At 73.4% G+C, this 24,345-nt stretch carries 23 protein-coding genes; 11 read left to right on the top strand and 12 right to left on the bottom strand.

The window, feature by feature from the left end; translation table 11 throughout:
• Positions 1–3: 3 nt before the first annotated feature.
• Positions 4–3,342 (bottom strand): ATP-binding protein, encoded by a 3,339-nt coding sequence (locus PV342_RS24575; RefSeq protein ID WP_500318693.1) that lies wholly within the window; start codon positions 3,340–3,342, stop codon positions 4–6.
• Positions 3,343–3,516: 174 nt separating this feature from the next.
• On the bottom strand, positions 3,517–4,035 hold the full coding sequence (locus tag PV342_RS24570; RefSeq protein ID WP_400802015.1) for a hypothetical protein: 519 nt from the start codon (positions 4,033–4,035) through the stop codon (positions 3,517–3,519).
• Positions 4,036–4,285: 250 nt separating this feature from the next.
• On the opposite strand from PV342_RS24570, the gene PV342_RS24565 reads away from it, so the two are divergent.
• The gene (locus tag PV342_RS24565; RefSeq protein WP_018556927.1) at positions 4,286–5,074 is read left to right on the top strand and encodes a site-2 protease family protein; all 789 of its coding nucleotides are present in this window, start codon (positions 4,286–4,288) and stop codon (positions 5,072–5,074) included.
• Here PV342_RS24565 and PV342_RS24560 read toward each other — a convergent pair.
• Positions 5,067–5,261 carry a hypothetical protein gene (locus PV342_RS24560; protein WP_329188238.1) on the bottom strand — a complete coding sequence of 65 codons (195 nt, stop codon included), beginning with the start codon at positions 5,259–5,261 and terminating at the stop codon, positions 5,067–5,069. The genes PV342_RS24565 and PV342_RS24560 overlap by 8 nt on opposite strands.
• Positions 5,262–5,323: 62 nt before the next feature.
• Positions 5,324–6,040 (bottom strand): NADPH-dependent F420 reductase, encoded by a 717-nt coding sequence (gene npdG / locus PV342_RS24555; RefSeq protein ID WP_386988918.1) that lies wholly within the window; start codon positions 6,038–6,040, stop codon positions 5,324–5,326.
• A 288-nt stretch (positions 6,041–6,328) separates the two neighbouring features.
• On the opposite strand from npdG, the gene PV342_RS24550 reads away from it, so the two are divergent.
• The 4 genes from PV342_RS24550 (at position 6,329) to PV342_RS24535 (ending at position 10,075) form a co-directional block, all read left to right on the top strand.
• Positions 6,329–7,012: a FadR/GntR family transcriptional regulator gene (locus PV342_RS24550; RefSeq protein ID WP_386988915.1), complete on the top strand. Its 684-nt coding sequence runs from the start codon at positions 6,329–6,331 to the stop codon at positions 7,010–7,012.
• A 66-nt stretch (positions 7,013–7,078) separates the two neighbouring features.
• Positions 7,079–7,672 (top strand): hypothetical protein, encoded by a 594-nt coding sequence (locus PV342_RS24545; protein WP_360998907.1) that lies wholly within the window; start codon positions 7,079–7,081, stop codon positions 7,670–7,672.
• A 10-nt stretch (positions 7,673–7,682) separates the two neighbouring features.
• A complete protein-coding gene (locus PV342_RS24540) occupies positions 7,683–8,642 on the top strand; it encodes a dihydrodipicolinate synthase family protein (RefSeq protein ID WP_400802019.1) in 960 nt (319 codons plus the stop codon).
• A 158-nt stretch (positions 8,643–8,800) separates the two neighbouring features.
• Positions 8,801–10,075 (top strand): MFS transporter, encoded by a 1,275-nt coding sequence (locus tag PV342_RS24535; protein ID WP_400802021.1) that lies wholly within the window; start codon positions 8,801–8,803, stop codon positions 10,073–10,075.
• Positions 10,076–10,100: 25 nt separating this feature from the next.
• Here PV342_RS24535 and PV342_RS24530 read toward each other — a convergent pair whose 3' ends face one another.
• The 4 genes from PV342_RS24530 to PV342_RS24515 form a co-directional block, all read right to left on the bottom strand.
• Positions 10,101–11,795 (bottom strand): carbohydrate binding domain-containing protein, encoded by a 1,695-nt coding sequence (locus tag PV342_RS24530; protein ID WP_400802023.1) that lies wholly within the window; start codon positions 11,793–11,795, stop codon positions 10,101–10,103.
• Positions 11,796–11,958: 163 nt separating this feature from the next.
• Positions 11,959–12,600, bottom strand: a complete 642-nt coding sequence (locus tag PV342_RS24525; RefSeq protein WP_400802025.1) for an SCO2207 family protein — start codon at positions 12,598–12,600, stop codon at positions 11,959–11,961.
• Positions 12,601–12,720: 120 nt separating this feature from the next.
• The gene (locus PV342_RS24520) at positions 12,721–13,719 is read right to left on the bottom strand and encodes a CapA family protein (protein ID WP_500318692.1); all 999 of its coding nucleotides are present in this window, start codon (positions 13,717–13,719) and stop codon (positions 12,721–12,723) included.
• Positions 13,720–13,752: 33 nt separating this feature from the next.
• Entirely contained in the window at positions 13,753–13,986 is a 234-nt protein-coding gene (locus PV342_RS24515; protein WP_018556917.1) for a hypothetical protein, read from the bottom strand.
• Positions 13,987–14,050: 64 nt separating this feature from the next.
• Here PV342_RS24515 and map point away from each other — a divergent pair, with 64 nt between their 5' ends.
• The 5 genes from map (at position 14,051) to PV342_RS24490 (ending at position 19,297) form a co-directional block, all read left to right on the top strand.
• On the top strand, positions 14,051–14,899 hold the full coding sequence (gene map, locus PV342_RS24510) for a type I methionyl aminopeptidase (RefSeq protein WP_386988899.1): 849 nt from the start codon (positions 14,051–14,053) through the stop codon (positions 14,897–14,899).
• Positions 14,900–15,022: 123 nt separating this feature from the next.
• A complete protein-coding gene (gene efeO, locus PV342_RS24505) occupies positions 15,023–16,159 on the top strand; it encodes an iron uptake system protein EfeO (protein WP_018556915.1) in 1,137 nt (378 codons plus the stop codon).
• Positions 16,160–16,178: 19 nt separating this feature from the next.
• On the top strand, positions 16,179–17,432 hold the full coding sequence (gene efeB / locus PV342_RS24500) for an iron uptake transporter deferrochelatase/peroxidase subunit (protein WP_329188220.1): 1,254 nt from the start codon (positions 16,179–16,181) through the stop codon (positions 17,430–17,432).
• 16 nt (positions 17,433–17,448) lie between these two features.
• Positions 17,449–18,420 carry an iron uptake transporter permease EfeU gene (gene efeU, locus PV342_RS24495; protein ID WP_360998924.1) on the top strand — a complete coding sequence of 324 codons (972 nt, stop codon included), beginning with the start codon at positions 17,449–17,451 and terminating at the stop codon, positions 18,418–18,420.
• Entirely contained in the window at positions 18,338–19,297 is a 960-nt protein-coding gene (locus PV342_RS24490) for an SCO2278 family lipoprotein (RefSeq protein WP_463047335.1), read from the top strand. The genes efeU and PV342_RS24490 overlap by 83 nt, the downstream gene beginning before the upstream one ends.
• A 39-nt stretch (positions 19,298–19,336) precedes the next feature.
• On the opposite strand, the gene PV342_RS24485 is transcribed toward PV342_RS24490, so the two are convergent.
• Positions 19,337–20,083, bottom strand: coding sequence for a bifunctional DNA primase/polymerase (locus PV342_RS24485; protein ID WP_500318691.1), 747 nt, complete (start codon positions 20,081–20,083; stop codon positions 19,337–19,339).
• Positions 20,084–20,515: 432 nt separating this feature from the next.
• Between PV342_RS24485 and PV342_RS24480 the strand changes: the two genes are divergently transcribed.
• Positions 20,516–21,187, top strand: a complete 672-nt coding sequence (locus tag PV342_RS24480) for a biliverdin-producing heme oxygenase (protein ID WP_400802036.1) — start codon at positions 20,516–20,518, stop codon at positions 21,185–21,187.
• A gap of 32 nt (positions 21,188–21,219) precedes the next feature.
• Here the strand turns inward: PV342_RS24480 and PV342_RS24475 are convergent, their stop codons facing one another.
• The 3 genes from PV342_RS24475 to PV342_RS24465 are packed head-to-tail and all read right to left on the bottom strand — an operon-like array spanning position 21,220 to position 24,335.
• Entirely contained in the window at positions 21,220–22,602 is a 1,383-nt protein-coding gene (locus PV342_RS24475; protein WP_400802038.1) for a serine hydrolase domain-containing protein, read from the bottom strand.
• A 51-nt stretch (positions 22,603–22,653) separates the two neighbouring features.
• A complete protein-coding gene (locus tag PV342_RS24470) occupies positions 22,654–23,775 on the bottom strand; it encodes a YeiH family protein (protein WP_400802040.1) in 1,122 nt (373 codons plus the stop codon).
• Entirely contained in the window at positions 23,772–24,335 is a 564-nt protein-coding gene (locus tag PV342_RS24465) for a cysteine dioxygenase family protein (protein WP_360998936.1), read from the bottom strand. The genes PV342_RS24470 and PV342_RS24465 overlap by 4 nt, the downstream gene beginning before the upstream one ends.
• Between the last annotated feature and the right edge of the window lie 10 nt (positions 24,336–24,345).

The raw sequence follows: 24,345 nt of genomic DNA, 5'->3' as shown, positions 1-24,345 counted from the left end.
GCCTCAGACGGGCCGGCGCAGCAGCTCGACCGCCTCGGCGAAGACGAGCCCCTCGCCCTCGCGGTAGGCGTGCGCGAAGTCCTCCTCGCCCAGGTACCCGCGCAGCCGCACAGCGTCCTCGTCCAGGCTCGTCCGCTCCCACGGGGTGCAGGCGGTCTGCCGCAGCGCGTCGTGGGCACCCAGCACCAGCGCGGCGCGGCGGGCGGGGCCGCGGACGTCCTCGCCCTCCCGCAGGCCCGCGATCCCGGTGAAGAGCGCGACACCCGGCGGGAAGAGGAGCACCCCCAGGCGCGGCCCGATGATCGGGCTGAGCGGGTGCCCCTCCATGTAGGCGACGGACTCGGCCAGATGGGGCAGGCCGCCGTACGGGTCGCCGGCCATGCCGGTGAGCCAGCCGCGGATGGCGGCGAGGAGTCCGACGATGAACGAGGGCATCCCGCGCGGCGGGGCGGCCTGCAGGGCGTCGAGCAGCGCGAAGGCCTCGTCCAGTTCTCCGCGCCGGGAGAGCAGGGCGATGAGGAGCACCTTGCCGTAGTAGCCCGCGTCGTCGCCCACCGGACGGAAGGTATCGGCCTCCGCCACCCCCTCGCGGATCAGCCGCTCCCCCTCCACGAGGTGGCCGGCGTTGGCGAGGGCGTCGCCGAGGCGGACCGTCATGATCGGCACGTGCTGGTACGCGCCGAGCTTGCGGGCGAGCGCGATGGCCTCGCGGCAGCTCTCCGCGGCGCGGACCCAGTCCCCGGCGTTGGCGGTCGCCTCGGCCTCCGCCGCCAGCACCTCGGCCATGCCCCAGTCGTCGCCGACCCTGCCGAAGAGCTCCCGGGCCTCGCGGATGTCGTCCATGGAGGCCTCGAGCCGGTCCTCCACGTCGTTCATCACCTTGGCACGGAGCTGCAGCGCGAACGCCAGCTCCCAGACCCGGCCGTGCAGGCGGCAGCTGCGCACCGTCTCATCCATGAGCTCGGACATGCGGTCGAAGCGCCCGGTCAGCATCGCGCCGAGCATGCGGAAGAGCCCCGGCCGCAGGCTGGACTGCGGCAGCTCCGGCGGGTAGGCCTCGATGATCGCCTCGCCGAGCCCGACCAGCCCCGGGTCGTTCCACACGTCGCGCTCGCCCATGTACGCGAACACCTCGGAGGTGCGCACCCAGCGCCGCGCCTCGGTGAGCTGCTGCGGCGTCATGGGCGGCGGGTCCTCGAGCGGCCCGCGGTCCAGCGGCGGGAGCCGCAGCGGCTCGGCGAAGGCGTCCACCGGGCTCATCGCGGCCACCACGGCGGGCCAGTGGCCGATCTCGCTGCGGTAGTTGCGCATCTCCCAGAACCAGCTGCAGGCCAGCACCAGGCAGAGCGCCTCCTGCTCGTCACCGGTGTCCACCGCCCGGCGGATCGCGGCCCGCAGGTTCTCGTGCTCGCGCTCCAGCCGGTCCAGGCACCGCAGTTGGCCCGGTCCGCGCAGCTCGGGGTCGGCGGTGCGGACGTACTCGCGGAAGTACGCGGTGTGGCGACGGCCGACGGTGTCGCGCTCGCCGGCCTCGACGAGGCGCTCGGCCGCGTACTCGCCGATGGTCTCCAGCATGCGGTAGCGGGCGCCGTCCTCGGCGAGGTCGGCGACGACCAGCGACTTGTCGACGAGCGAGGCAAGGACGGAGGCGACGTCGCGGGCGTCCACGGCGCCGCCGTCCGCTCCGCACACCGCCTCGGCGGCGGCCAGGTCCCAGCCGCCGGCGAACACGGCGAAGCGGCGCAGCACGATCCGCTCGGCCTCGCTGAGCAGTCCCCAGCTCCAGTCGACCACCGCGCGCAGCGTCTGCTGGCGGGGCAGCACGGTGCGGCTGCCCGCGGTGAGGATGCGGAAGCGGTCGTCGAGCCGGTCGGCCAGCTGACGGGGCGTCATCATCCGGAGCCGGGCCGCGGCCAGCTCGATGGCGAGCGGCAGTCCGTCGAGCCTGCGGCACAGCTCGGCGCAGGCCTCAGGGTCCTCGTCCGGTGTGAAACCGGGGCGGGCCGCCGCCCCGCGGTCGGCGAGCAGCCGCAGGGCCGGCGTCTGCGGCAGCGGGTCCAGCGGCCGGATCAGCTCGCCCGGGACACCCAGCGGCTCACGGCTCGTGGCCAGCACCGCCACGCCAGGGCAGTGCGCGAGCAGCCGCTCCGCGAGCTCGGCGGCGGCGCCGATCACATGCTCGCAGTTGTCGAGGACCAGCAGCATGCGGCGTTCCGCGCAGTACTCGGTGAGCTGCAGCAGCGGGTCCTTGGCCGCGGCCCCCTTCGCCTCGGCGGCCAGCGCCGCCTCGGTCGCCGAGGCCGCGTGCAGCAGCGTCTCGCGCAGGCCGAGCGCGTTCACCACGGCGACGGCCACGGTGCGCGGGTCCTCCACGGGCGCCAGCTCCGCGAACCAGACACCGTCCGGCCAGTGCTCCGCGACCAGGTCCCCGGCCTCCTGCGACAGGCGCGTCTTGCCGGTGCCGCCCGGGCCGGTGACGGTGACCAGCCTCGCGGCCGCGAGGTCGGCGGCGATCGCGGAGAGGTCCGACTCGCGGCCGACGAAACTGGTCAGCCGGGCACGCGCGTTGCCGCGTCGCGCCGGGCTCCCGGACGGTGGCGCCGCGGGGGCGGGGGCGGGGGCGGAAGGATTCAGCAGCTCCGTGTGGAGGGCGCGCAGTTCGGGGCCCGGATCGGTGCCCAGCGTCTCGGCGAGCTCGCGCCGCACCTCCTCGTACGCCGCCAGCGCGTCGGCGCCCCGGCCCGCCTGGCGCAGCGCACGCAGTCGCAGCACCTGGACCGCCTCGTTCAGGGGGTGCGCCGCGGCCAGTTCCACGGCCTCGGGCAGCACCTGCTCGGCCCGGCCGAGCGCCACCTCGGCGGAGATCCGCAGACGCCGGGCGTCCAGCCGCAGCGCGTCGTAGCGGGGCGCGACGGACACGCGGTCCGGGAGATCGGCCAGCACCGGGCCGCGCCACAGCGCGAGCGCGGAGTCCAGAGCCTCCGCGGCCTTGGCCGCGTCCCCGTCGGTGAGCGCCCGGCCGCCGTCCTCGACGAGCCGCTCGAAGCGGTGGAGGTCCACGGCGTCCGGCTCGGCCACGAGGCGGTAGCCGCCGTCCACCGAGCCGACGGCCTCATGCCCGATCGCCCGCCGCAACCGCGCGACCAGCGCCTGCAGGGCGCCGGTGGCGTCGGCGGGGGGCTCGCCCTCCCACACCTCGTCGATCAGCGCCTCGGTGGTACGCACCCGCCCGGCACGCAGCGCCAGCGCGGCGAGCAGCGACCTCAGCCGCGTACCGGCCAGGGGGACGGCTGTGCCGTCGTCGCGGTGAACCTGCGTCGTCCCGAGAATGCCGTAGCGCACGCCCCCATTCTGTCCGAGGCGCCGGTGCGGTTGCCTCCGGGTTGCGTTCTGTGGGGGCCGGTTGTCGTGTGCGGGTTGTTTGCGCCTGCGGCGGGCTGTCCCCCGCAGGCGCAACCAACCCGCACACGACAACAGGCCGCAAGGGGCACCCCGGCCGCACCCTCGACCCACCCGTCACAAATCGGCGCACCCCTCGGAACGGAACTCCTCGACCGACCCGGTCGCGAACCCCTCCCGATCCGCGCCCGGCATCTCCTCGCCCTTGAACCATCGGACCTGCCCGGGCCGCAGGCCCGCCAGTTGCCCGGCCGTGAAGTCCACACCGCTGGTGGTCGAGGCGGGGTCATCCGTCCACCCGTACAGGGTGTAGGTCCGTCCCGGCTCCAGCGGCGGCATCGGCTTGTCGACGCTCCAGCCCCTGCCGCCGCCCTCCAGCGACCAGACGGAGAATCCCGTGGCCGGCCTCCCGCGGTTCCAGGCCGCCAGGCGGCTCTTCCTGCTCGGCCCCCGGTCGGCGTCGTGGAGCGTGACGCTCTCGATCCGGCCTTCGCAGACGAGCATCACCGCGAGCGGCTTCCCGTCCTCGGCCACGGTGATCCCCATGACTCCCGTGATCGCCGCCCCGCATCCGGACAGCAGGCCCAGCCCTGCGGCGCCGAGCACCGCCAGGACGACGCGCCGATTCCGCCCCATCGTTCCCCCCTCACCCCGGTACGACTCAGCATGCGCCCGCGCTCCCCGGGTCGTGACGGGGCCTGCGGGGATCGATGACGGATCGCAACGCGGTCGCTCCCCGGACGGACACCCGCGGCCGGGGCCGCAGGAACGTCCGGCGTCGGCAGAGCGTTATCCCGCCGTGGCTGTGCCCGGCGGTGGCCGGATGGCATGATCGGGCGGCCAGCACCACGACCGATGACGCACCGCCTCCGCAGGAGCCCGCACGATGACGACCGCAGCAACCCGCAGTGAGCGGCAGATCAGCCCGATCTTCCTGGGCCTGGTCGCGATCATGGCCGTCTCGGGCTGGGCGGTGTGGACGGACTTCTCGACCAGCACCGGCTTCGCCGTGTTCCTGTTCGTCGTGTCCGGCTGGGTCGTCTCCCTGTGCCTGCACGAGTACGCGCACGCCCGCACCGCGCTGCACGGCGGCGACATCTCGATCGGCGCCAAGGGCTATCTGACCCTGAACCCGCTGAAGTACACGCACGCGCTGCTGAGCGTCGTGCTGCCGGTGATCTTCGTGATCCTGGGCGGCATCGGCCTGCCCGGCGGCGCCGTCTTCATCGAGCGGGGCAGGATCCGCGGCCGCTGGAAGCACAGCCTCATCTCGGCCGCGGGCCCGCTCACCAACGTGCTGTTCGCGATCGCCCTGATGCTGCCGTTCACCCTCGGTGTCATCACGCTGGACCGCACCAACGCACCCTTCGCGTCCGCGCTGGCGTTCCTGGCGATGCTGCAGGTCACGGCGGCGATCCTGAACCTGCTGCCGGTGCCGGGCCTCGACGGCTACGGCGTGATCGAGCCCTGGCTGTCGTACCGGACGCGGCGCCAGCTGGAGCCGTTCGGGCAGTTCGGGCTGCTGGCCGTCTTCGGTGTGCTGTGGATCCCCGAGGTCAACGCCGCGTTCTTCGGCTTCATCGACTCCGTGACGGCGGCCTTCGGGATCCCGGACGGGCTGTCGGGCCTGGGCTACGCCTTCTTCCAGTTCTGGAAGGGCGACCCGCTCAGCTAGCGGTCCGCTGCTCGCCGGACTCCTTCCCCGCCTTCGCCTTGCGCAGGTAGTACCAGCACATGTTGCTGGTCAGGCCCGCGATCAGGATCCAGAGGACGCCCAGCCAGCTGCCCTCCACGAAGGAGACGACGGCGGCGGCCACGGCGAGCGCGCACAGGACGAGCGCGTAGAGGGCGAGGCGGGGCATGGGGGGCGGCTCCTGTCGGGTCGGTCACGAACCCGCCCATTGTCCCCCATGCCCCCGAGGCCCTACACGTCGGTCAGGCGCAGGCCGGCGTGGGCCTTGTAGCGGCGGTTGACCGAGATGAGGTTGGCGACCAGCGCCTCCACCTGGTGGGCGCCCCGCAGCCGGCCGGCGAAGACACCGCGGATGCCCGGGATGCGCGCTGCCAGGGCCTGGACCAGGTCGGTGTCGGCGCGGCTGTCTCCGAGGACGAGGACGTCGGTGTCGATCGTCTCGACCTCCGGGTCCTCGAGCGTCACCGCGGACAGGTGGTGGAAGGCGGCGGTGACGCGGGACTCCGGCAGCAGCGCGGCGGCCTGCTGGGCGGCGCTGCCCTCCTCCGGCTTCAGCGCGTAGGCGCCCTGCTTGTCGAAGCCCAGCGGGTTGACGCAGTCGACGACGAGCTTGCCGGCGAGTTCCTCGCGCAGGGATCGCAGGGTCTCGCCGTGGCCCTCCCACGGGACGGCGACGATGACGACGTCGCTGCGGCGGGCGGTCTCCGTGTTGTCGGCGCCCTGCACCCCGAGGCCGAGCCGGTCGGCGGTGGCCCGGGCGCGGTCCGCGGCACGCGAGCCGATGATCACCTGCTGGCCGGCCTTGGCGAGCCGGTACGCCAGGCCACGGCCCTGCGGGCCGGTGCCGCCGAGGACGCCGACGACGAGGCCCGACACGTCGGGCAGCTCCCACGGGTCCTTCGCCGGGACCTTGGGGGCGGGGGTCTCATTGCCACTGTCAACAGTCATACCGCGATCCTGCCAGGTGGGGGCCGTGCGTGGCCGCGCGGACGCTGTGACGCGGCCCTCCCGGCCCTGCCCGTACGCGGCCGTGCGCGGCCCCCGCACGGTGCGGGAAAGCCCCCGGACGCACTGGTATCGGCTCGGGGGACGACGGATGTGAGGTATGACATCGGTGTTGCCTCCCGATGCGCGGCCGCCGGGCGGACGCAGGACGTCCCTCGTCCGGTGCGGGCCGCACGGGACAGCTGACGGAACGTCAAAAGTGCACGACAGCACAGGGAAAGGCGGAACCCCGTGACCCGAACCGCCGGCAGCGGCCGCGGCCCGACGCTCCAGGACCGCATCATCGAGCTGATCCACGAGCAGCGGCTCGCCCCGGGCGCGGCCCTGCCGACCGAGCCGCAGCTGATGGACCTGCTCGGCGCCGGCCGCAACAGCGTGCGCGAGGCGGTGCGGGCGCTGCAGGCGCTCGGCATCGTCGAGATCCGGCACGGCACGGGCACGTTCGTCGGACAGGCGCCGCTGCGGATGCTGATGCCCTCGCTCACCTTCCATCTGCGGTCCCGGGTGCGGGCCCTCGCCGACCTCGTCGCGGTGCGCGAACTGCTCGAGGTCGGCCTGATAGGCGAGGTGGCCGGGACGCTGCCGCCGCAGCGGCTGGACGAACTCGACGAGCTCGCGGCGCGGATGGTCGACGACCCGGACGCGGACCGGGTCTTCCACTCGGAGCTCTACTCCTCCTGCGGCAACGAGCTCGTGCTGCAGCTCGTCGATCTGTTCTGGGCCGCCTACCACGAGGTCGGCACCGCCCTGGCGCCCGCCGAAGGCCCGGTCGAGCGGGCCGTCGCCAACCACCGTGCCGTCGTCGGCGCGCTGCGCACCGGGGACGCGGGCGCGGCCAGGGCCGCCATGCGGCGGCACTTCGCGGACGTACGGGAGCGGGTGTCCCGGGCCCTGCCCGCGGACGGCGCGGACTGACCCCGTTCGGGTGAGCGGGGCGCGAAGCGGGGCCGGGCGGGGGCGCGGTCCGCGAGGATGCGGGGCATGGATGCCGTACGGGTCGAGGTCGTCCGTGAACTGCTCGCCGGGAGCGAGTGGCCGGAGCTGACCCGGTCCTTCGCGGGCTCGCTGCGCGGGGCCGTGCGCCGGGGGCCCGCGGGCGGGCTGCTGCTCGTCGGCAGCGGCGGTTACGAGCCCTGGCACATGGCGGCCCACCTGGATGACGAGGCCGCCTGGAGCGGGCTCCCGGAGCTGTCGCCGACGCTGGTGCGGCACCGCGTGCCGCAGGGCGCGCCCCCGCACCTGGCGGTCGGGACGGCCCGTCTGGAGGCCGCGCGCAGGGGCGAGACGGTACTGGTGGTCACCCCCGAGCGGGCCGAGGCCGGGCTGCTGGAGCGGGTGGACGACGCGCGGCGCTCCGGCGCGACGGTGCTGGCGATGGACGCCGGCGATCCCGAGCTGCGCGGGCTGGCGCACGACGCGCTCACCGTGCCGCCGGAGCCCTCCGAGGTCGGTATGGACGTGCTGCAGCACCTGGTCAGCGCGGCGGCCGGACGCCGGGTGCGGCTGCGGGACCGGCTGCCCCGGCTCACCCGGCTCGCCGAGCACTTGGTGTCGCCGCCGCCGGCGAGCTGGTAGGAAGCGGTTCATGACCGCAACCGGGACCGATCCGCTCCGCCCGCTGCGCGGGGTCGTACCACCTCTGTGCACCCCGCTCACGGAGAAGGGGGACGTCGACACCGAGGGCCTGCGCGCCCTGGTCGGGCATGTCCTGTCGGCCGGGGTCCACGGGGTCTTCGCCCTGGGGTCCAGCGGCGAGACGGCCTTCCTCACCGACGCGCAGCGGCGCACCGCGCTCACGACGGTCGTGGAGGCCGTCGGGGGCCGGGTGCCCGTGCTGGCCGGTGTCGTCGACATGACCACCCCGCGCGTGCTGGAGCACGCGCGGGCCGCCGTCGCGGCGGGGGCGGACGCCCTGGTGGCGACCGCGCCCTTCTACGCGGCGACGCATCCGGTGGAGATCGCCGACCACTTCCGCCGGGTCCGGGACGGGGCGGGCGGGGTGCCGCTGTTCGCCTACGACATCCCCTCCGCGGTGCACACCAAGCTGCCCGCGGCGACCGTGTCGGCCCTCGCGGAGGAGGGCACCCTGGCCGGCCTGAAGGACAGCAGCGGCGCCGACGGCCCCATGCGCCGGCTGCTGACCGGGCTGCGCCGCCGCGGCCTGGACTCCTCCTTCGCGGTGCTGACCGGGTCCGAACTCGCCGTGGACGGTGCCCTCCTGGCGGGCGCGCACGGTGTCGTCCCCGGTCTCGGCAACGTGGACCCGCACGGCTACGTACGGCTGCACGCGCACGCCGTCGCGGGTCGCTGGCGGGAGGCCGCGGCGGAGCAGGACCGGCTCGCGCAGCTCTTCGCCATCGTCGACGCGGGCGCGGACTCCGCCGCGATGGGCGCGAGTTCCTCCGCGCTGGGCGCCTTCAAGGCGGCGCTGCGGCTGCGCGGCGTCATCGGCTGCGCGGCCACGGCGCCCCCGCAGGTCCCGCTGGACGACACCGCCGTCGCGGTGATCCGGCAGCGGCTGGCGGCCGCGGGGCTGATGCGCTGAGGGCGTCACCCGCCACCGGTTCCCCGCGCCCGGTGGCGGCAGGCGGGCCGCCTCGGTGCCTCGCGGCCACCGTCCGGCCGTCCGGCCGCCCGGTCACGGCACACGGACCGTGAAAACCCGGTTGCGCCGGGCGGCCCGCGCACGGACCATGCGACTTCGTGTCCAAACTCCTTCCCGACCTCGCACCGTGGCGGACCTCGCGCGACTTCCGCCTGATGTGGTGCGCGGGCCTGATCACGACCTTCGGCAGCTTTTTGACCTTCGTGGCCGTCCCGGTCCAGGTCAAGGAGCTGACCGGCTCCACCCTCGCGGTCGGCGCCCTCGGCGCCGTCGAACTGGTGCCGCTGATCGTCTGCGGCCTCTACGGCGGGGCGCTCGCGGACGCCCTGGACCGCCGCAAGCTCATCCTGTGGACGGAGGCGGCCCTCGGGGTGCTGTCGGCCGTGCTGCTGCTCAACGCCCTGCTGCCGCGGCCGGTGCTCTGGCCGTTGTACGTCGTCGCCGCGCTGACCAGCGCGCTGGGCGGGCTGCAGCGGCCGGCGCTGGACGCGATCGTGCAGCGCATCGTCCCGCACGGGCAACTGACCGCCGCCGCCTCGCTGAACGCGCTGCGCTGGCAGATCGGCGCGATCGCGGCGCCCTCCCTCGCGGGTGTGCTGATCGCCTACGCGGGCCTGCGGTGGGCGTACGCCGTCGACGCCCTCACCTTCGCCCTCTCGGTCGTCCTCGGCCTCGGGCTGCGGCCCTCACCTCCTGCGCACGACGCGAAGCGCCCGTCGCTGCGTTCGATCGCGGAGGGGGCGCGCTACGCCTGGAGCCGCAAGGAACTGCTGGGCACCTACGTGGTGGACATCGCCGCCACCGGACTGGCCTTCCCCATCGCGGTGTTCCCCTTCATCGCGGACGACCTGGGCGCGCCCTGGTCGCTGGGCCTGATGTACGCGGCCCTGCCGGCCGGTGCGCTGCTGATGAGCCTCACCGGCGGCTGGTCGTCGCGGGTGCACCGGCACGGTCGGGCGGTCGTGCTGGCCGCGGTGGGCTTCGGGTTGTGCATGGCGGCGGCCGGCTGGTCCCGCAACGTGTGGGTGGTGCTGGCCTTCCTGGCGCTCGCGGGCGCTTTCGACATGGTCAGCGGGGTGTTCCGGGCCACGATCTGGAACCAGACCATCCCCGACGCGCTGCGCGGCCGGCTGGCCGGCATCGAACTGCTCTCCTTCACCATCGGCCCGCAGTTCGGCCAGGTGCGGGCCGGCGGCTCGGCGGCGCTGCTGGGCCTGCGCACCTCGGTGTGGTCCGGCGGGCTGGCGTGCGTGGCGGCGGTCGGGGTCCTGGCCGCCTGCCTGCCGACGCTGATGGCGTACGACGCCCGGACCAACGAGCACGCGGTGGGCATGCGCAAGGCGGCGGAGGACGCGGTGTCCTCCGCCGCCTGACCCGTGGGGGGGGGCGGGGGTCCGATCAGCCGGTGAAGCCGGCGGTGATCGAGGTGAACTGCCAGGTGCTCTGGTTGATGCCGGAGCAGTTGCTGGTCACACCGCCGCCGGGGCACGGGCGGTCCCGGTTGACGGCCCAGTAGGCGAGCCGGGCGATGTGGTGGGAGTTGGCCCAGTCGCGGATCTGGGTCCAGATGGCCGGGGTGGTGGTCTCCTGCTGGTCGCTCAGCCCGTTCATGCCGGAGATGCCGAGGTGGGCGTATGCGGTGGCGTCGTCCCAGCCGAAGGTGGACTTCAGCTTGGTCTTCAGGCCCTCGGCGGCGTTCACGGTGTTGCCGTACATGTCGGCGCCGCCGCCGAAGTCGAACGGCATGATGGTGAAGACGTCGATGCCGGCGCCGAGCGCGTTGGCCCGCTCGACGAGGCGGTTGCCCCAGTAGCTCGGGCCTGTCGTCGACGTGCCGAAGGTGACGATCGTCCGGATGCCGGGGTTGTTCTGCTTGACGATCTTGAGCGCGTTCAGGACGCGGTCCTGGACGACCTCGCTCTCGAACTCGTCGGTGTTCTCGATGTCGACGTCGATCGCCTTGAGGGCGTAGGCGTCGATCACCTTCTGGTACGCGCCGGCGAGCGCCTCGGGCGTGGAGCAGTTGGGGCCGAGCTTGTTGCCGCTCCAGCCGCCGATGGACGGGACGATGTCGCCGCCCGCGGCGCGGATCGCGTTGATGGTGGACTGGTCGGTGCCGCCGGTCAGCGGCCGGGAGCCGTCCCAGGCGGGGTTGCAGCCGCCGGAGGAGAGGATGAAGGCCATCGTGAACCACTTGATGCCGGTGGCGCTCATCACCGTGGACGGGCTCGGCGGGTCGCCCCAGCCGAGGTAGAGGTAGGGCGCGGCCTGCTTGAAGCCGGTGCCCCCGCCGCCGCCGGCGCTGGTGGTGACGCTCACCGCGTTGGAGGCGGCCGAGGTGTTGCCCGCGGCGTCGCGCGCCCTGACGGTGAAGGTGTACGAGGTGCTCGCGGCCAGGCCGGTGACGGTGGCGGAGGTGCCGGTCACGGTGGTGGCCAGGGTGCTGCCGCGGTAGACGTCGTAGCTGGTGACGCCGGTGTTGTCGGTGGCGGCGTTCCAGGACAGCGAGACGCTGGAGGAGGTCTTGCCGGTGGAGGTGAGGCCGCTGGGCGCGGTGGGCGCCTGGGTGTCGCCGCCCCCGCCGCCGGGGCCGTCGAGGCTGATGTCGTCGGCGTTGTAGGTGCCCTGGGCGTACCAGCCGTGCACGTAGATCTGGACGCTGGTCTGCGAGGCGCCGGTGGTGAAGGGGACGGTCAGCTGGGTGTAGGAGGCGGCGGACGGGGTCCAGGTGGACGCGCCGCCGGTCACCCCGAGGTAGACGTACGCGCCGCGCACCCAACCGGTCAGCGAGTACGCGGTGTTGGGCTGCACGGAGACGGTCTGGGTGCACTGGGCGGTGTCGCTGCTGCTGACGGCGCCGGCGAGTGCCTTGGTGCCGCTGTGCACGGGACTGCCGACGACCGATCCGCCGGAGCAGGACCAGCCGGAGAGGCTGCCGCTCTCGAAGCCCGGGTTGGCGACGAGGTTGGCGGCGTGGGCGGTGCCGGGCAGGGCGATCAGGCTGCCCGCGGCGGCGAGGAGGGCGGCGGTGACGCCGGCCAGGAAGCGGGATCTGCGCGATCCGGTACGGGGGACATGACGACGGAAGAGCACGTGACCTCCCTGTGGGGGGCGGGGGGCTGCGCTGTGCGAGTGGTCTGGACCGCTGGTCTGGACCTGTCGCGGATTGAAGCGGACTGTCGTGCTCTCGTCAAGAGGTCCGGACCACCGCCGCTTCCTGGTTCGGCGGTGGCCCGGACCGGCCACGGGCTCCCGGTCAGCCGACGCGCTCGATACGCGCCTTCCTGATCAGGAACTTGCCGGGCTCCCGGACCTGCTCGAAGGCGGCGTCGTTCAGCAGCGCGCAACTCCCCGAGGTCGAGGTCACCGACACCGTGGTCGACTTGTTGTTGTCCAGGTTGGTCACCTTGAGCCTGGTCCCCAGCGGGAACTGGTTGCTGGAGGCGGCGGGCGCGCCGGCCTCGCCGGAGAGGGTGACCGTCGAACCCGCGCAGACGACCTGACCGCCGGCGCCGCCCGCCGGCGGCGCGGCCTGGCCCTGGTTCTGGCCCTGGTTCTGGTTCTGGTTCTGACCCTGCTGGTTCTGGCCCTGTCCCTGCCCGGCGGGGGCGGCGGGCGCCGCCGGGGCGGCCCCGCAGCCGGAGGCCTCCCGCTGCACGTTGATCTGCTTGATCACGGCCTCGCGGTTGGCGATCCGCGCCGCCGACTGGGCGTCGGGGTTTGCGCGTTGGCCCGCGATGAAGCTCTCGTTGTTGCGCAGCGCCTGGTCGAGCCCGTCGCACACCACCGAGGCGTGACCCATGCTCATCGTCACCACGGCGAAACCGCCGGCCAGGGTCGCCGCCCCGGTCATGAGCGCGATCTTCTGCTTGGTGCTCATCGTGCGTTTCCTGGACATGGGGCCCCTTTCCTCCGACCGGCCGTCGGTCGGATCCGGTCCACGTGCCCTGGGAAACGGAGCGCGGTTGGTCTGGACCTCAATCCGTTCGGAATCTCGGACAGGAAGGGGGTGTCTGTGCTACGGGCGGGTAGCTTGCCCGTCCCAGCGGACCACCAGCCGCCCGCGCTCCTCCGTGACCTCGTGCCCGAACACCGCGCAGGCGCGCCGGAACCGCCGCGCGATCCAGGCCCGTTCGGCGCGGTCGGCCAGGCGGGTGAAGCAGAAGTCGAGGGCGATCGGCACCGCCTCCAGCCGGACGGGCCGCCGGCCGGCGGGGTCGAAGGTGACGAGGAAGAGCAGACCGCGGTCGTTGCGCAGCCGCGGGTCGGTCGCGTAGTCGTCGACGAAGTCGCCGAGGTCGTAGAGGACCCCGTCCATCACACCGTGGAAGGCGTGCGCGGACGTGCCCGCCACGAGCGTGGCCCCCGCCGTGCGCAGGACCGCGGCGGCGTCGCGGATGTAGCGGGCCGGGGCGGTGGTCATGTTGGGCCCCCAGTGGGGGGTGACCAGCACCGCCGGGACCCGCGCGCGCAGGCTCGCGACACCGTCGGTGAGCCAGCGCGGGACGCCCTCGCCCAGGTCGGCGTAGGCGACCCCGGGGCGGCCGGGTCCCGCCGCGTACTCCGCCGGATGGTCGGTGACGCCGACGACTCCCAGGCCCGGGGAGCCCGCGCCGCAGCCCCGGCCGCTCAGCACCGCAGGAGCGCGCGCGGCGGCCTCGTCCGGTCCGGCCCCGACGGCGGCGATCCCGGCGGCGGCCAGATGCTCCAGGGTGTCCAGCAACGCCGTGCGGCCGTAGTCCAGGGCGTGGTTGTTGGCCAGATTGACGCAGCTCACACCCAGGTGCGTCAGGGCGCGCACGGCGGCCGGCGGGGCACGGAAGAAGAAGGGCTTGAAGGGGTCGGGCCAGGGCTCGCCGCGGTCGGAGATCGCGCACTCCAGGTTGAGGACGAAGAGGTCCGCCTCCCGCGCGACGGCCACGACCCCGTCGGAGAAGAGCGCCTCCGCAGGGGCCTCGGCCAGCCGCGCGGCGACCATGCGGCCGAGCATGGTGTCACCGGCCAGACCGAGCTTCACCCCTCCATCGTGCACCCGGCGCCGGCGGCCGGGTCAGCCCTCCCCTTCCTCCCGCGCGCGGTCCTTCCACCGCGGGTCGTTCTCCCACTGCAGGTTCCGCTCGGCGGCCGTCTCCATCGCCCGCTCCGCGTCCGCTCGGCTCGGGTACGGCCCCATCCGGTCCTTGGCGGGGCACTCGGGCCCCTCCTCGACCTTGTGGTGCTCGATGCAGTAGAACCACTCGCCGGGCTTCCCCGCGGGCTTGCGGACTCGCCTGAACAGCGCCATCGTCCCTCCTCGTACGACGTCCTGCCGCCATGCTGCCCGACCGGCCGCCGATACACTCGCCGACATGTCAGTCCTGGTTCCCGGCAAGCTCTCCCCCACTCGTTCCGTGCCCGCCTCGATCCCGCGTCCGGAGTACGTGGGCAGGCCGGCCCCGCGGCCGTACGACGGCCCGGAGGTGCAGTCGGCGGAGACGATCGAGAAGATGCGGATCGCCTCGCGGATCGCCGCACAGGCCATGGAGGAGGCGGCGAAGGCCATCGCGCCCGGTGTCGTCACCGACGAGCTGGACCGGATCGCCCACGAGTACATGTGCGACCACCAGGCCTACCCCTCGGACCTCGGGTACCGGGGCTTCCCCAAGTCGCTGTGCTCCTCCGTCAACGAGGTCATCTGCCACGGCATCCCCGACTCCACCGAGCTGCGCGACGGCGACATCGTCAACCTGGATGTCACGGCCTACATCCACGGGGTGCACGGGGACACCAACGCCACCTACTTCGTCGGTGAAGTCGCCGAGGAGTCCAGGCTGTTGGTGGAACGCACCCGGGAATCCCTGAATCGCGCCATCAAAGCGGTGAAGCCCGGACGGCAGATCAATGTGATCGGCCGGGTCATCGAGTCCTATGCCAAACGGTTCGGTTACGGCGTCGTGCGCGACTTCACGGGCCACGGGATCAACACCGCCTTCCACTCCGGGCTGATCGTCCCGCATTACGACGACCCGCGCGCCACCACGATCATGAAGCCGGGGATGACCTTCACCATCGAGCCGATGCTGACCCTGGGCACCCACGAGTACGAGATCTGGGACGACGGCTGGACGGTCGTCACGAAGGACCGCAAGCGCACCGCGCAGTTCGAGCACACCCTTGTGGTGACGGACACAGGCGCGGAGGTACTGACGCTCCCTTGACCTTTCCATTACCTTCTCTTTGCGAAAAGGACGAATAGGCGCGAGGTGCCTCGGATAGGTTAGGCAAGCCTTTCACAGGAAAGGCTTGCCTAAGCCGTTTTCCCTGAGCCGCCTGGAGACCGCATGTCCGCCGTCCGCATGTCCGCAGTAGCCGCCGCCGGCATGGTGGTCGCCGTCACCGCTGTCACCGGGTGCGCGGAGAAGGCGGACGGCAAGGCCTCCGACGCGATCACGGTGACCGCGACGGACAGCGCGTGCGAGGTCTCCAAGACCACCTTCCCGGCCGGGCACGTCCGGTTGGCCGTGGAGAACAAGGGCTCCAAGGTCACCGAGGTCTACGTCTACACGCCCAGCGACCAGATCGTGACCGAGCGGGAGAACATCGGCCCCGGCACCAAGGCCACCATCACCGCCGAGATCAAGGCCGGTACGTACCAGATCGCCTGCAAGCCCGGTATGAAGGGCGACGGCATCCGCCAGAAGATCACCGTCACCGGCAAGGGCGCCGCCAAGAGCGACGCGCGTCTGGACGCCGCGGTGGCCGCGTACCGCACCTACGTCCAGGAGCAGGCCGACCAGACCGTCCCGGTGGTCCAGCAGTTCGCCGACGCCGTCAAGGCGGGCGACGTGGAGAAGGCCAAGTCGCTCTTCGCGCCCTCCCGCGTCGGCTGGGAGCGCACCGAGCCCGTGGCGGAGTCCTTCGGCGACATCGACCCGCTGACCGACACCCGCGAGGACGGCCTGGAGGACGGCCAGAAGTGGACCGGCTGGCACCGGCTGGAGAAGTCCCTGTGGCAGGACAAGAAGGCCGGGGCCGAGGAGGGCGCCCTCGCCGACCAGCTGGTCTCCGACCTGAAGGACTGGCAGACCCGTGTCGGCAAGGCCGACATCACCGCCACCAGCATGGCCAACGGCGCCAAGGAGCTGCTGGACGAGGTCGCCACCGGCAAGATCACCGGTGAGGAGGACCGCTACTCCCACACCGACCTGTCGGACTTCCACGCCAACGTCGAGGGCGCGCTGAAGGCGTACGAGCTGCTGAAGCCGGTCGCCGCCGAGAACGACGCGGCGCTCACCGCCGAACTGGACAAGCAGTTCCCGGCGCTGACGGCGCTGCTCGACAAGTACCGCAAGAGCGGCAGCACGACGGAGTTCGTGTCCTACGACACCGTCGGCAAGGACCAGCGCAAGGAGCTCTCGGACGCGGTCAACGCGCTCGCCGAGCCGCTGTCGAAGCTCGCCGCGGCCGTCGCCAAGTAACCCGAGGGGGCATCGGACCATGTCCGAGAAGACCGTCACGTCGCGCCGCAAGGTGCTCGGCTGGACCGGTGCGGGCGTCGTCGTCGCGGCCACCGCGGCCGGCGGCGCCGTGGCCGCGGTCCGCTCCGGGGACGACGTGCAGCCCGCGGGCGCCGCGGGCGGCGCGATCGCCTTCCACGGGGCGAACCAGGCCGGCATCACGACCCCGGTCCAGGACCGGCTCCACTTCGCGTCCTTCGACGTCAAGACCGAGGACCGCGAGGAGCTGGTCGCGCTCCTGAAGGAATGGAGCGACGCCGCCCGGAAGATGACGCAGGGCCGGCCGGTCGGCGAGGGCGCGGTCGGCGGCCTCGCCGAGGCCCCGCCGGACGACACCGGCGAGGCGCTCGGCCTGCCGTCCTCGCGGCTCACCCTCACCATCGGCTTCGGCCCCTCGCTGTTCACCACGAAGGACGGCCGGGACCGCTTCGGCCTGAAGGCGCACCGGCCCGAGGCGCTGGTGGACCTGCCCAAGTTCCCCGGCGACGCCCTCGACCCGAACCGCAGCGGCGGCGACCTGTGCATCCAGGCCTGCGCGGACGACCCGCAGGTGGCGGTGCACGCCATCCGCAACCTGGCCCGGATCGGCTTCGGCAAGGTCGCGATGCGCTGGTCGCAGCTCGGCTTCGGCAAGACCTCCTCGACCACGCCCGAGGAGCAGACCCCGCGCAACCTGATGGGCTTCAAGGACGGCACGCACAACGTCGCGGGCTCGGACCGGGCCGCGCAGGACAAGCACGTGTGGGTGTCCGCGAAGGACGGCCCGTCCTGGATGGCCGGCGGCTCGTACCTGGTCGCCCGCCGCATCCGGATGCACATCGAGACCTGGGACCGCACCTCGCTGCGGGAGCAGGAGGAGATCTTCGGCCGGACGAAGGGCGAGGGCGCCCCGATCGGCCGGCAGCGCGAGCACGACGCCCCCGACTTCAAGAAGATGCTCCCGGACGCGCACGTCCGCCTCGCGCACCCGGACAACAGCGGTGTGACGATCCTGCGCCGCGGCTACTCCTTCACGGACGGCACCGACGGCCTGGGCCGCCTGGACGCCGGGCTGTTCTTCATCGCGTACCAGCGCGACGTCCGGGACGGCTTCGTGCCGCTGCAGATGCGGCTGGCGAAACTCGACTCGCTCAACGAATACATCCAGCACGTGGGTTCGGCCGTCTACGCCGTACCGCCGGGCGTCCGCGACGAGGACGACTGGTGGGGCCGCGAGCTCTTCCAGAACCACTGAGAGGAAGTGACCGGCGGTGTTCGCCAACTACCTGATCGGGCTCCGGGAGGGCCTGGAGGCCAGCCTGGTCGTCTGCATCCTGGTCGCGTACCTGGTGAAGACCGGCCGCAAGGACAAGCTGCCGCCGGTCTGGCTGGGCGTCGGCACCGCGGTGCTGGTGAGCATGGCCTTCGGCGCAGCCCTGCAGTTCGGCTCCTCCGAACTCACCTTCACGGCGCAGGAGGCGCTGGGCGGTTCGCTGTCGATCGTGGCGGTCGGCCTGGTGACGTGGATGGTCTTCTGGATGCGGCGGACCGCCCGGCACCTGAAGGCCGAACTCCACGGGAAGCTGGACGCCGCGATCGCCATGGGCACCGGCGCGCTGGTCGTCACCTCCTTCCTCGCCGTGGGGCGTGAGGGGCTGGAGACCTCGCTGTTCATCTGGACCGCGGTGCAGGCCACCGACGACGGCGTGCGCCCGCTGGTCGGCGCGGTGCTGGGCCTGCTGACCTCGGCGGTGCTGGGCTGGCTGTTCTACCGGGGCGCGCTGCGCATCAACCTCGCCAAGTTCTTCACCTGGACCGGCGCGATGCTGGTCGTGGTCGCGGCGGGCGTGCTCGCGTACGGCTTCCACGACCTGCAGGAGGCCGCCTGGCTGCCGGGGCTGAAGGCCCAGGCCTTCGACGTCAGCGACACGGTCCCGGCCGACTCCTGGTACGGGACGCTGCTGAAGGGCGTGTTCAACTTCCAGCCCGACCCGACCTGGCTGCAGGTCACGGTCTGGGCGCTGTATCTCGCGCCCACGATGTTCCTCTTCCTCCGCCCCGGTAGGGTTGCCGCGCCGGCCGTGAAGCCGTCCGCCGCAGCCACGAAGGAGCCCACGTCCGATGACCCGCAGGCCGCGATTCCTGCCGGCGCTCGCCCTGTTGACACTGACGGCGGCGCCACTGACCGGGTGCGTGACGGTGCACGGGGAACGGGCGCTCATCCCGTCGGTGACCAAGGCTGAGGCCGGCAGGGCACTGGAGCGCTTCACCGAGGTCAACAACGAGGCGAACAAGAACCTCGACGCGAAGCTGATCGCCAGCGTCGAGTCCGGCCCCCTCGGCGCCGTCGACGGGGCCGGTCTGCGCGCCCGGAGCACCGTCGCCCCCGGCGGCAACCCCGGCTTCAAGGCGCTGGGCCTCAGCGACCCGCGCTTTCTGATACCCCGCCAGGTGGGCTGGCCCAAGTGGTTCGTCGCCGACGTGGCGCCGGAGCTGGGCGGTTCGGGCTCCGGCACGAACCGCTGGCTGATGGTCTTCGAGCGGGGCGGTGCCCGCGAGGCGTGGCGGGTGTCGTACGTCGCCTCCGTGCGGGCCTCCGCCGTCCCGGAGTTCACCCGTGACGAGCAGGGGTACGTGGAGCCGGTGGCGGCCGAGGGCTCCGGACTGGTGGTGGACCCCGGCGAGCTGGGCGGCGCCTACACCGGGTACCTGGCCAAGGGCGACGCGAAGGACGCCTCCGTGTTCGCCCCGGGGTCGTCCACGTCGGAGTTGGTCACCAGCCGGGCGAAGACCGCCCGTACCGCCCGTTCGGCCACCCAGTACGCCGACCAGCCCGCCACGGAGGGGGACTTCGCCCCGCTCGGGCTGCGGACCGAGGACGGCGGCGCGCTGGTCTTCTTCGCCACGCACCACACGGCGAAGATCACCATGCTGCGGCCGGGCGTCACCCCGCAGGTCGACGCGTACACCAGGGCGCTGATGACCGGCACCCTCAAGCAGTCGGTCACGCTGGGCCGGGTCGCCCGGCAGACCGTGCTCGTCCCGGCAAAGAAGGACGGCGGCGGTCAGGTCGTCTTCCTCACCCGCACCGTGGGCCTGGTCGCCGCGCGTGGGGAGTGACCCGCGGAGGCGGTGCGGCCGGAGCCGGTGCGGCGCGGGTCAGTGCAGCCAGCCCACCGTCTCGGGCTCGGGCTCGACCTGGGCGCAGGCGTCGGTCAGCACCCCGAGCAGCGGCAGCGGATCGGGCAGCGCCCGGTCCGGGCCGTGACCGGTGACCCATGCGACGACGGCGCCGGAGGGCAGGCGCGAGGGCGGCAGCAGCACATAGCTGGCGCGGCAGTGCCAGCGCAGGCCCGGGTGCTCGTCGAGGGTCTCGGGATGGCAGTCCAGCTCGCACGGCCACCACTCGTCCTCGTCGGCCGTGGCGCGGGTGGCGGTGAAGAACAGCATCCGGCCGTCGGAGACGGCGACGGGCCCGCCCTCGGAGCCCTCGGCGGCCAGCCGCTCCAGGGCGATCCGGCCCGCCTCGGCCGGTACGTCCAGGACGTCGTGGGCGATACCGGTGGCGGTGATGAAGTTGGCCAGCGGGTGCGCGCGCAGCCAGCGCCTGAGCTGTTCCGGGTCGGTGGTGGCCTGGGTCTGCCAGGCGAAGGAGACGGGGTGCGTGCCCGGGGTCGGACAGCCGATCCGGTCACAGGAGCAGCGGTAGCCGGAGACGGGCGAGGGATGGGCGGCCGGTGCCAGGGGCAGTCCCGCGTCCGCGGCCTCCAGCAGGAGTTCGTCCCGGCGCAGGTCGTCGGCGTTCCGGCCACCGGCGGCCGCACGGACCGCGGCCCCGTCCACTCCGGCACTGCGCTCCCCCGCCTTGCGGCGCAGCCAGTCGGACAGCCTGCCCTTGGTGACCATCGAGCCCCTTTCCTCGCCCCGTGAACCCTTGCTCCACCCTACGTAACGAGGGAAAGACCGTAAGCGGAATCCACGGATGGTTGAAACCATCCTGCTCCCCGTGCGCATTCCGGTCGTACGCGGGGTCCCCTGGAAGGGGGAACGCGGTTACGGCCGATTCGGCCTCCAATATCAGGGCAAAGAGTATCGAGCCGCCGATGAGGAACTTTCCGTATATAGGGGAATGTTTTTCTCGTCGTCACTGCTGGCGGCACTCGGGGCGGCGACCGGCGGGAGTCGCGGCTCCGTGACCACCGTCACCCGCCGCGCGACGGGCCGACCGCCCCGGAAGGCGGATCCGCGCTAGCCTGGTTTCCGACAGGTTGTCGGCAACCCGTCGACTCGGGATCGCCCGAGTGCGACGTTCCTGCAGGCCCGACGCAGGAGGTCCCCTTGACGCCAGCCCACGGCTCCGCGACCGCACCCTTCTCCACCGTCATCCGTTCCGCCAGCCACGACCGGCACACCGAGGCGGAGACCTCGACGTTCATCGGCGACCTGCTCGGCGGCCGCCTGGGGGTCGCCGCGTACGCGCGTTACACCGAGCAGCTCTGGTTCGTCTACCGGGCGCTGGAGAACGCCGCCGCGGAACTCGCCGGCGACCCGGTGGCCGGCCCCTTCCTGCGCCCGGAACTGCTGCGCGTCGCCGCCCTGGAACGCGACCTGGACCACCTGCTCGCCCCCGGCTGGCGCGACCGCGCCGCCGCGCTGCCCGAGACCCTCGGCTACGCCGGGCGCATCGCCGAGACCGCCCGCGCGTGGCCGGCGGGCTACGTCGCCCACCACTACACCCGCTACCTCGGCGACCTCTCGGGCGGCCAGGTCATCCGCGGCATCGCGGAGCGGACCTGGGGCTTCGCCCGCAAGGGCGACGGCGTGCGCTTCTACGTCTTCGACGCGATCGGCAACCCCGCGGCGTTCAAGCGCGAGTACCGGAGCCTGCTGGACGCCCTGCCGGCCGACGAGCTCGAGAAGCAGCGCGTCGTGGAGGAGTGCCGGCGGGCCTTCGCCCACAACTCGGCCGTCTTCGCCGCGCTGGGCCGCGAGTTCCCCCTGACGGCCTGACGGGACGTCGCGGCGGCGCCCGCGGCGGGACGCTAGCCGAGGGGGGCGGTCCAGCCGGAGGGGTCGACTCCGCCCGGGACAGGGGCCGCGGGGTCGTAGGGGGTGCGGGTGAGGACGAAGGAGCCGAGGTCCAGATGGCTGACGGCGCCGTCGTCCGTGCGCACGGCACGGAGGGTCTCGCCGTCGTAGTAGCCGTCCAGACCGGTCCAGGCGCCGTCCGGTCGCGCGCGGAAGCGGGCGCCGCGGGCGGTGCCGGACAGGGCCGTCAGCTCGAGGTCGCGGCCGGTGCGCACGCGCAGCACGTACGGGGCGGTGCCCCAGTACCAGTGGCCGGTGAGGGCGAGCAGGTCCGGGTCGGGGTCGGAGACGGGCCGCCAGGGCTCCGGGATGCGGGGCTCGCGTTCGGCGACCAGGCGCAGCAGGTCGGCGGCGATCGAGGTGGCGGGGGCGCCGGTGGTGGAGTTGGCGAGGACGACCGCGCCGAGGCCCTCCTCGACATCGCACCACAGCCCGGCCACGAAACCGGGCATGGAGCCGCCGTGACCGACCAGCACCCGTTCGCCCGGGCCCTTCGACATCTGTAGGCCGAGGCCCTGGTCGCCGCCCGGCGCGGCCGGCCGGCGCATCTCCTCCAGCGTCGAGGGCGCCAGGACGCGCGCGTCGCCCGCGGCGAGGAAGGCGGCCCAGCGGCACAGGTCGTCGGCGGTCGACCACAGTTCGCCCGCGGGGGACATCAGCCCGGTGTCCTGCACGGCCTCGGCCATCATCAGCTCGGCGTAAGGGTGGACGGCCCAGCCTCCGGCGTGCGGGGCCCGCGGGCGGCGCGTCGTACGGGTCATCCCCAGCGGTTCGAGGACCTCGGAGGTCAGCACCTCGTCCCACGGCGTGCCGTCGTGGAGGGCCTCGACGACGGCGCCGAGCAGGGCGAACCCGGGGTTGGAGTAGTGGTGGCGTTCACCGGCCGGGTGCAGCCGGGGCGTCTCGCCGAGGAGGTCGGCCGTCCCGGGACGCAGCGCGCCTGGCGTGCGCTCCCACCAGGGGCCGGGGGTCTCGGCGGCCAGTCCCGCGGTGTGCGTGAGGAGTTGGCGGACGGTGACCCCGTCGGCGGGGGTGGCGCCGATGTGCTTCTCGACGGGGTCGTCCAGACCGAGGCGCCCCGCGTCGCGCAGTCGCAGCACCAGGACGGCCACGAAGGTCTTGGTGATGGAGCCGATCCGGTACTGGGTGTCCCCGTCCGGTGCGTGACCGTCCACGCAGGAGCGCGCCCCGGTCCACACGGCCCGGCCGTCCCGGACGACGGCCGCCACGAGGGAGGGGGTGCGGCTGCGGGACTGCGCGACCGCGACGCAGTGCAGCAGGGCCCGGCGGGTGTCGGGGAGCAGGACGTCGTCGGGCTCGGTCTGCGGTGTCGGCATGCGCTCACCTTAAGGGCCCCCGGCGGCATGCCGGGCGTACGGGTGCGGCCGTCAGCCGGTCAGGAGCACACCGGCGTAGGAGACGGTGGCGATGAGGGTCCAGGAGATGAGGCCGACGGCGGCCACACGCGGCCCGGTCCGCGCCAGGGCGGGCAGGTGCACCATGCTCCCGAGCCCCACCATGGCCATGGCCAGCAGCAGTTGCTGCAGCTGCTGCGCGCCGTCGAGCACACCCGCCGGGAGAACTCCCGTGCTGCGCACCGCGATCATGACGAGGAAGCCGACGACGAACAGCGGCAGCAGCGGGGTGCGCCGGGCGGAGGCAGCGGCGTCCGGTCCCGCGGCCCCCGAGATCGCGCGCCGCCGGCGCAGCGCGTAGGCGACCCCCGCGACCAGGGGCGCCAGGAGCGCGACGCGCATCAGCTTGACGAGCACCGCCTCGCCGAGCGCCGCGGGGCCCGCGGTCTGCGCCGTCGCGACGACCTGCCCGACGTCGTGCACGCCGGCCCCGGCCCAGCGGCCGAACTGCACGTCGTCCAGACCGAGCGGGTGGTGCAGCAGCGGCAGCACGCCGATGGCGAGGGTGCCGCAGAGCGTGACCAGGGCGACGGACGCGGCCACGTCCTCCTCGTCGCTGCCGGTGACCTGGCTCACCGCGCCGATGGCGGAGGCACCGCAGATGGAGTAGCCGGTGGCGATGAGCAGGGGCTGGTCGCCGCGCAGTCCCATGCGGCGGCCGAGCCAGACGGTGCCCCAGAAGGTGGCGGCCACGACGCAGACCACCATGCCGGCCGTGGCCCAGCCGAGGCCGAGCACGTCGTCCAGCCCGAGCTGCAGTCCGAGGACGACGATGCCGATCCGCATCAGCCGTTTCCCGGCGAAGGTCAGCCCGGGCCGGGCCCGGCCGCGCAGGGTCGTGCGCAGGCCCGGCAGGTTGGCGGCGGCGATGCCGAGGACGACGGCGCTGGTGGGCACCGGCAGGGCGGGCAGCAGAAGGTGCAGTGCGGTCGCCAGGGCGGCACCGGCGGCGGCCACCAGCAGGCCGGGCAGGACGGCCGCCACGGCCTTGCGGCGGCCCGCGCCGCTTCCGGCGGTGGGCGCGGCGGGGCGGGCGGCCGGCGCCGCCTCGCGGGGCGCGGTCGCGGGGGTGCGCGTGGGGGTGCGGAGGTTCACCGTTCGCCGACCGGCAGCCGGTAGACGCGCCGCACGCTGGAGCCCAGGCGGGAGATGTCGGCCCCGTAGATGTGCAGCGATATCGCCTTGCCGGGGCCGCCGTTCCACACCTCGTGGATGTCACCGGGCGGCGCGAATCCGCAGACCTCGCCCTGGGCGTTGACGACGTCCTGGGTGGGGACGAGGCGGGAGCCGGCCCCGTCGGGGACCAGCCGGTAGCGGCGCTCGTGCTCACGGCCCCGGTGCACGCCCGTGACGCACCACGAGACGTGGTCGTGGATGGACGTCCGCTGCCCCGGAAGCCAGACCAGGGCGACGACGGAGAAGCTGCCGTCCTCCTCGGCGTGCAGGACGTGCTGGCGGTAGCGGTCCGGGTCGCCCTCGGTGTGCCGCCCGGCCAGCAGGTCGGGGGCGCCGAGGTGCGGCGCGAGCCGTTCGCCCACCAGGTGGGCCGTGGGGCCGGGCGCCAGGCCGCGGCCGACCGCCTCACGCACCTCGTCGACGAGGCGGGCCAGCCTGGCGGTGGGCGCGGAGAGCGCCGGAGCGGTCGCGGAGGTCATGCTCGCAGCG

The organism is Streptomyces sp. PA03-3a (assembly GCF_033792735.1).
GTDB lineage: Bacteria > Actinomycetota > Actinomycetes > Streptomycetales > Streptomycetaceae > Actinacidiphila.
The sequence above is the reverse complement of the archived record's forward strand: the minus strand, read 5'-3'. Positions and strand labels throughout refer to the sequence as shown.

Coding starts and splice junctions, on each gene's coding strand:
- PV342_RS24545 (WP_360998907.1), top strand. CDS start 7,079: ATGGATGCCGTACGGGTCGAGGTCGTCCGTGAACTGCTCGCCGGGAGC.
- PV342_RS24475 (WP_400802038.1), bottom strand. CDS start 22,602: ATGCCGACACCGCAGACCGAGCCCGACGACGTCCTGCTCCCCGACACC.
- PV342_RS24485 (WP_500318691.1), bottom strand. CDS start 20,083: ATGGTCACCAAGGGCAGGCTGTCCGACTGGCTGCGCCGCAAGGCGGGG.
- map (WP_386988899.1), top strand. CDS start 14,051: ATGTCAGTCCTGGTTCCCGGCAAGCTCTCCCCCACTCGTTCCGTGCCC.
- PV342_RS24515 (WP_018556917.1), bottom strand. CDS start 13,986: ATGGCGCTGTTCAGGCGAGTCCGCAAGCCCGCGGGGAAGCCCGGCGAG.
- PV342_RS24525 (WP_400802025.1), bottom strand. CDS start 12,600: ATGTCCAGGAAACGCACGATGAGCACCAAGCAGAAGATCGCGCTCATG.
- npdG (WP_386988918.1), bottom strand. CDS start 6,040: ATGACTGTTGACAGTGGCAATGAGACCCCCGCCCCCAAGGTCCCGGCG.
- PV342_RS24560 (WP_329188238.1), bottom strand. CDS start 5,261: ATGCCCCGCCTCGCCCTCTACGCGCTCGTCCTGTGCGCGCTCGCCGTG.
- PV342_RS24565 (WP_018556927.1), top strand. CDS start 4,286: ATGACGACCGCAGCAACCCGCAGTGAGCGGCAGATCAGCCCGATCTTC.
- efeO (WP_018556915.1), top strand. CDS start 15,023: ATGTCCGCCGTCCGCATGTCCGCAGTAGCCGCCGCCGGCATGGTGGTC.
- efeB (WP_329188220.1), top strand. CDS start 16,179: ATGTCCGAGAAGACCGTCACGTCGCGCCGCAAGGTGCTCGGCTGGACC.
- PV342_RS24540 (WP_400802019.1), top strand. CDS start 7,683: ATGACCGCAACCGGGACCGATCCGCTCCGCCCGCTGCGCGGGGTCGTA.
- PV342_RS24570 (WP_400802015.1), bottom strand. CDS start 4,035: ATGGGGCGGAATCGGCGCGTCGTCCTGGCGGTGCTCGGCGCCGCAGGG.
- PV342_RS24465 (WP_360998936.1), bottom strand. CDS start 24,335: ATGACCTCCGCGACCGCTCCGGCGCTCTCCGCGCCCACCGCCAGGCTG.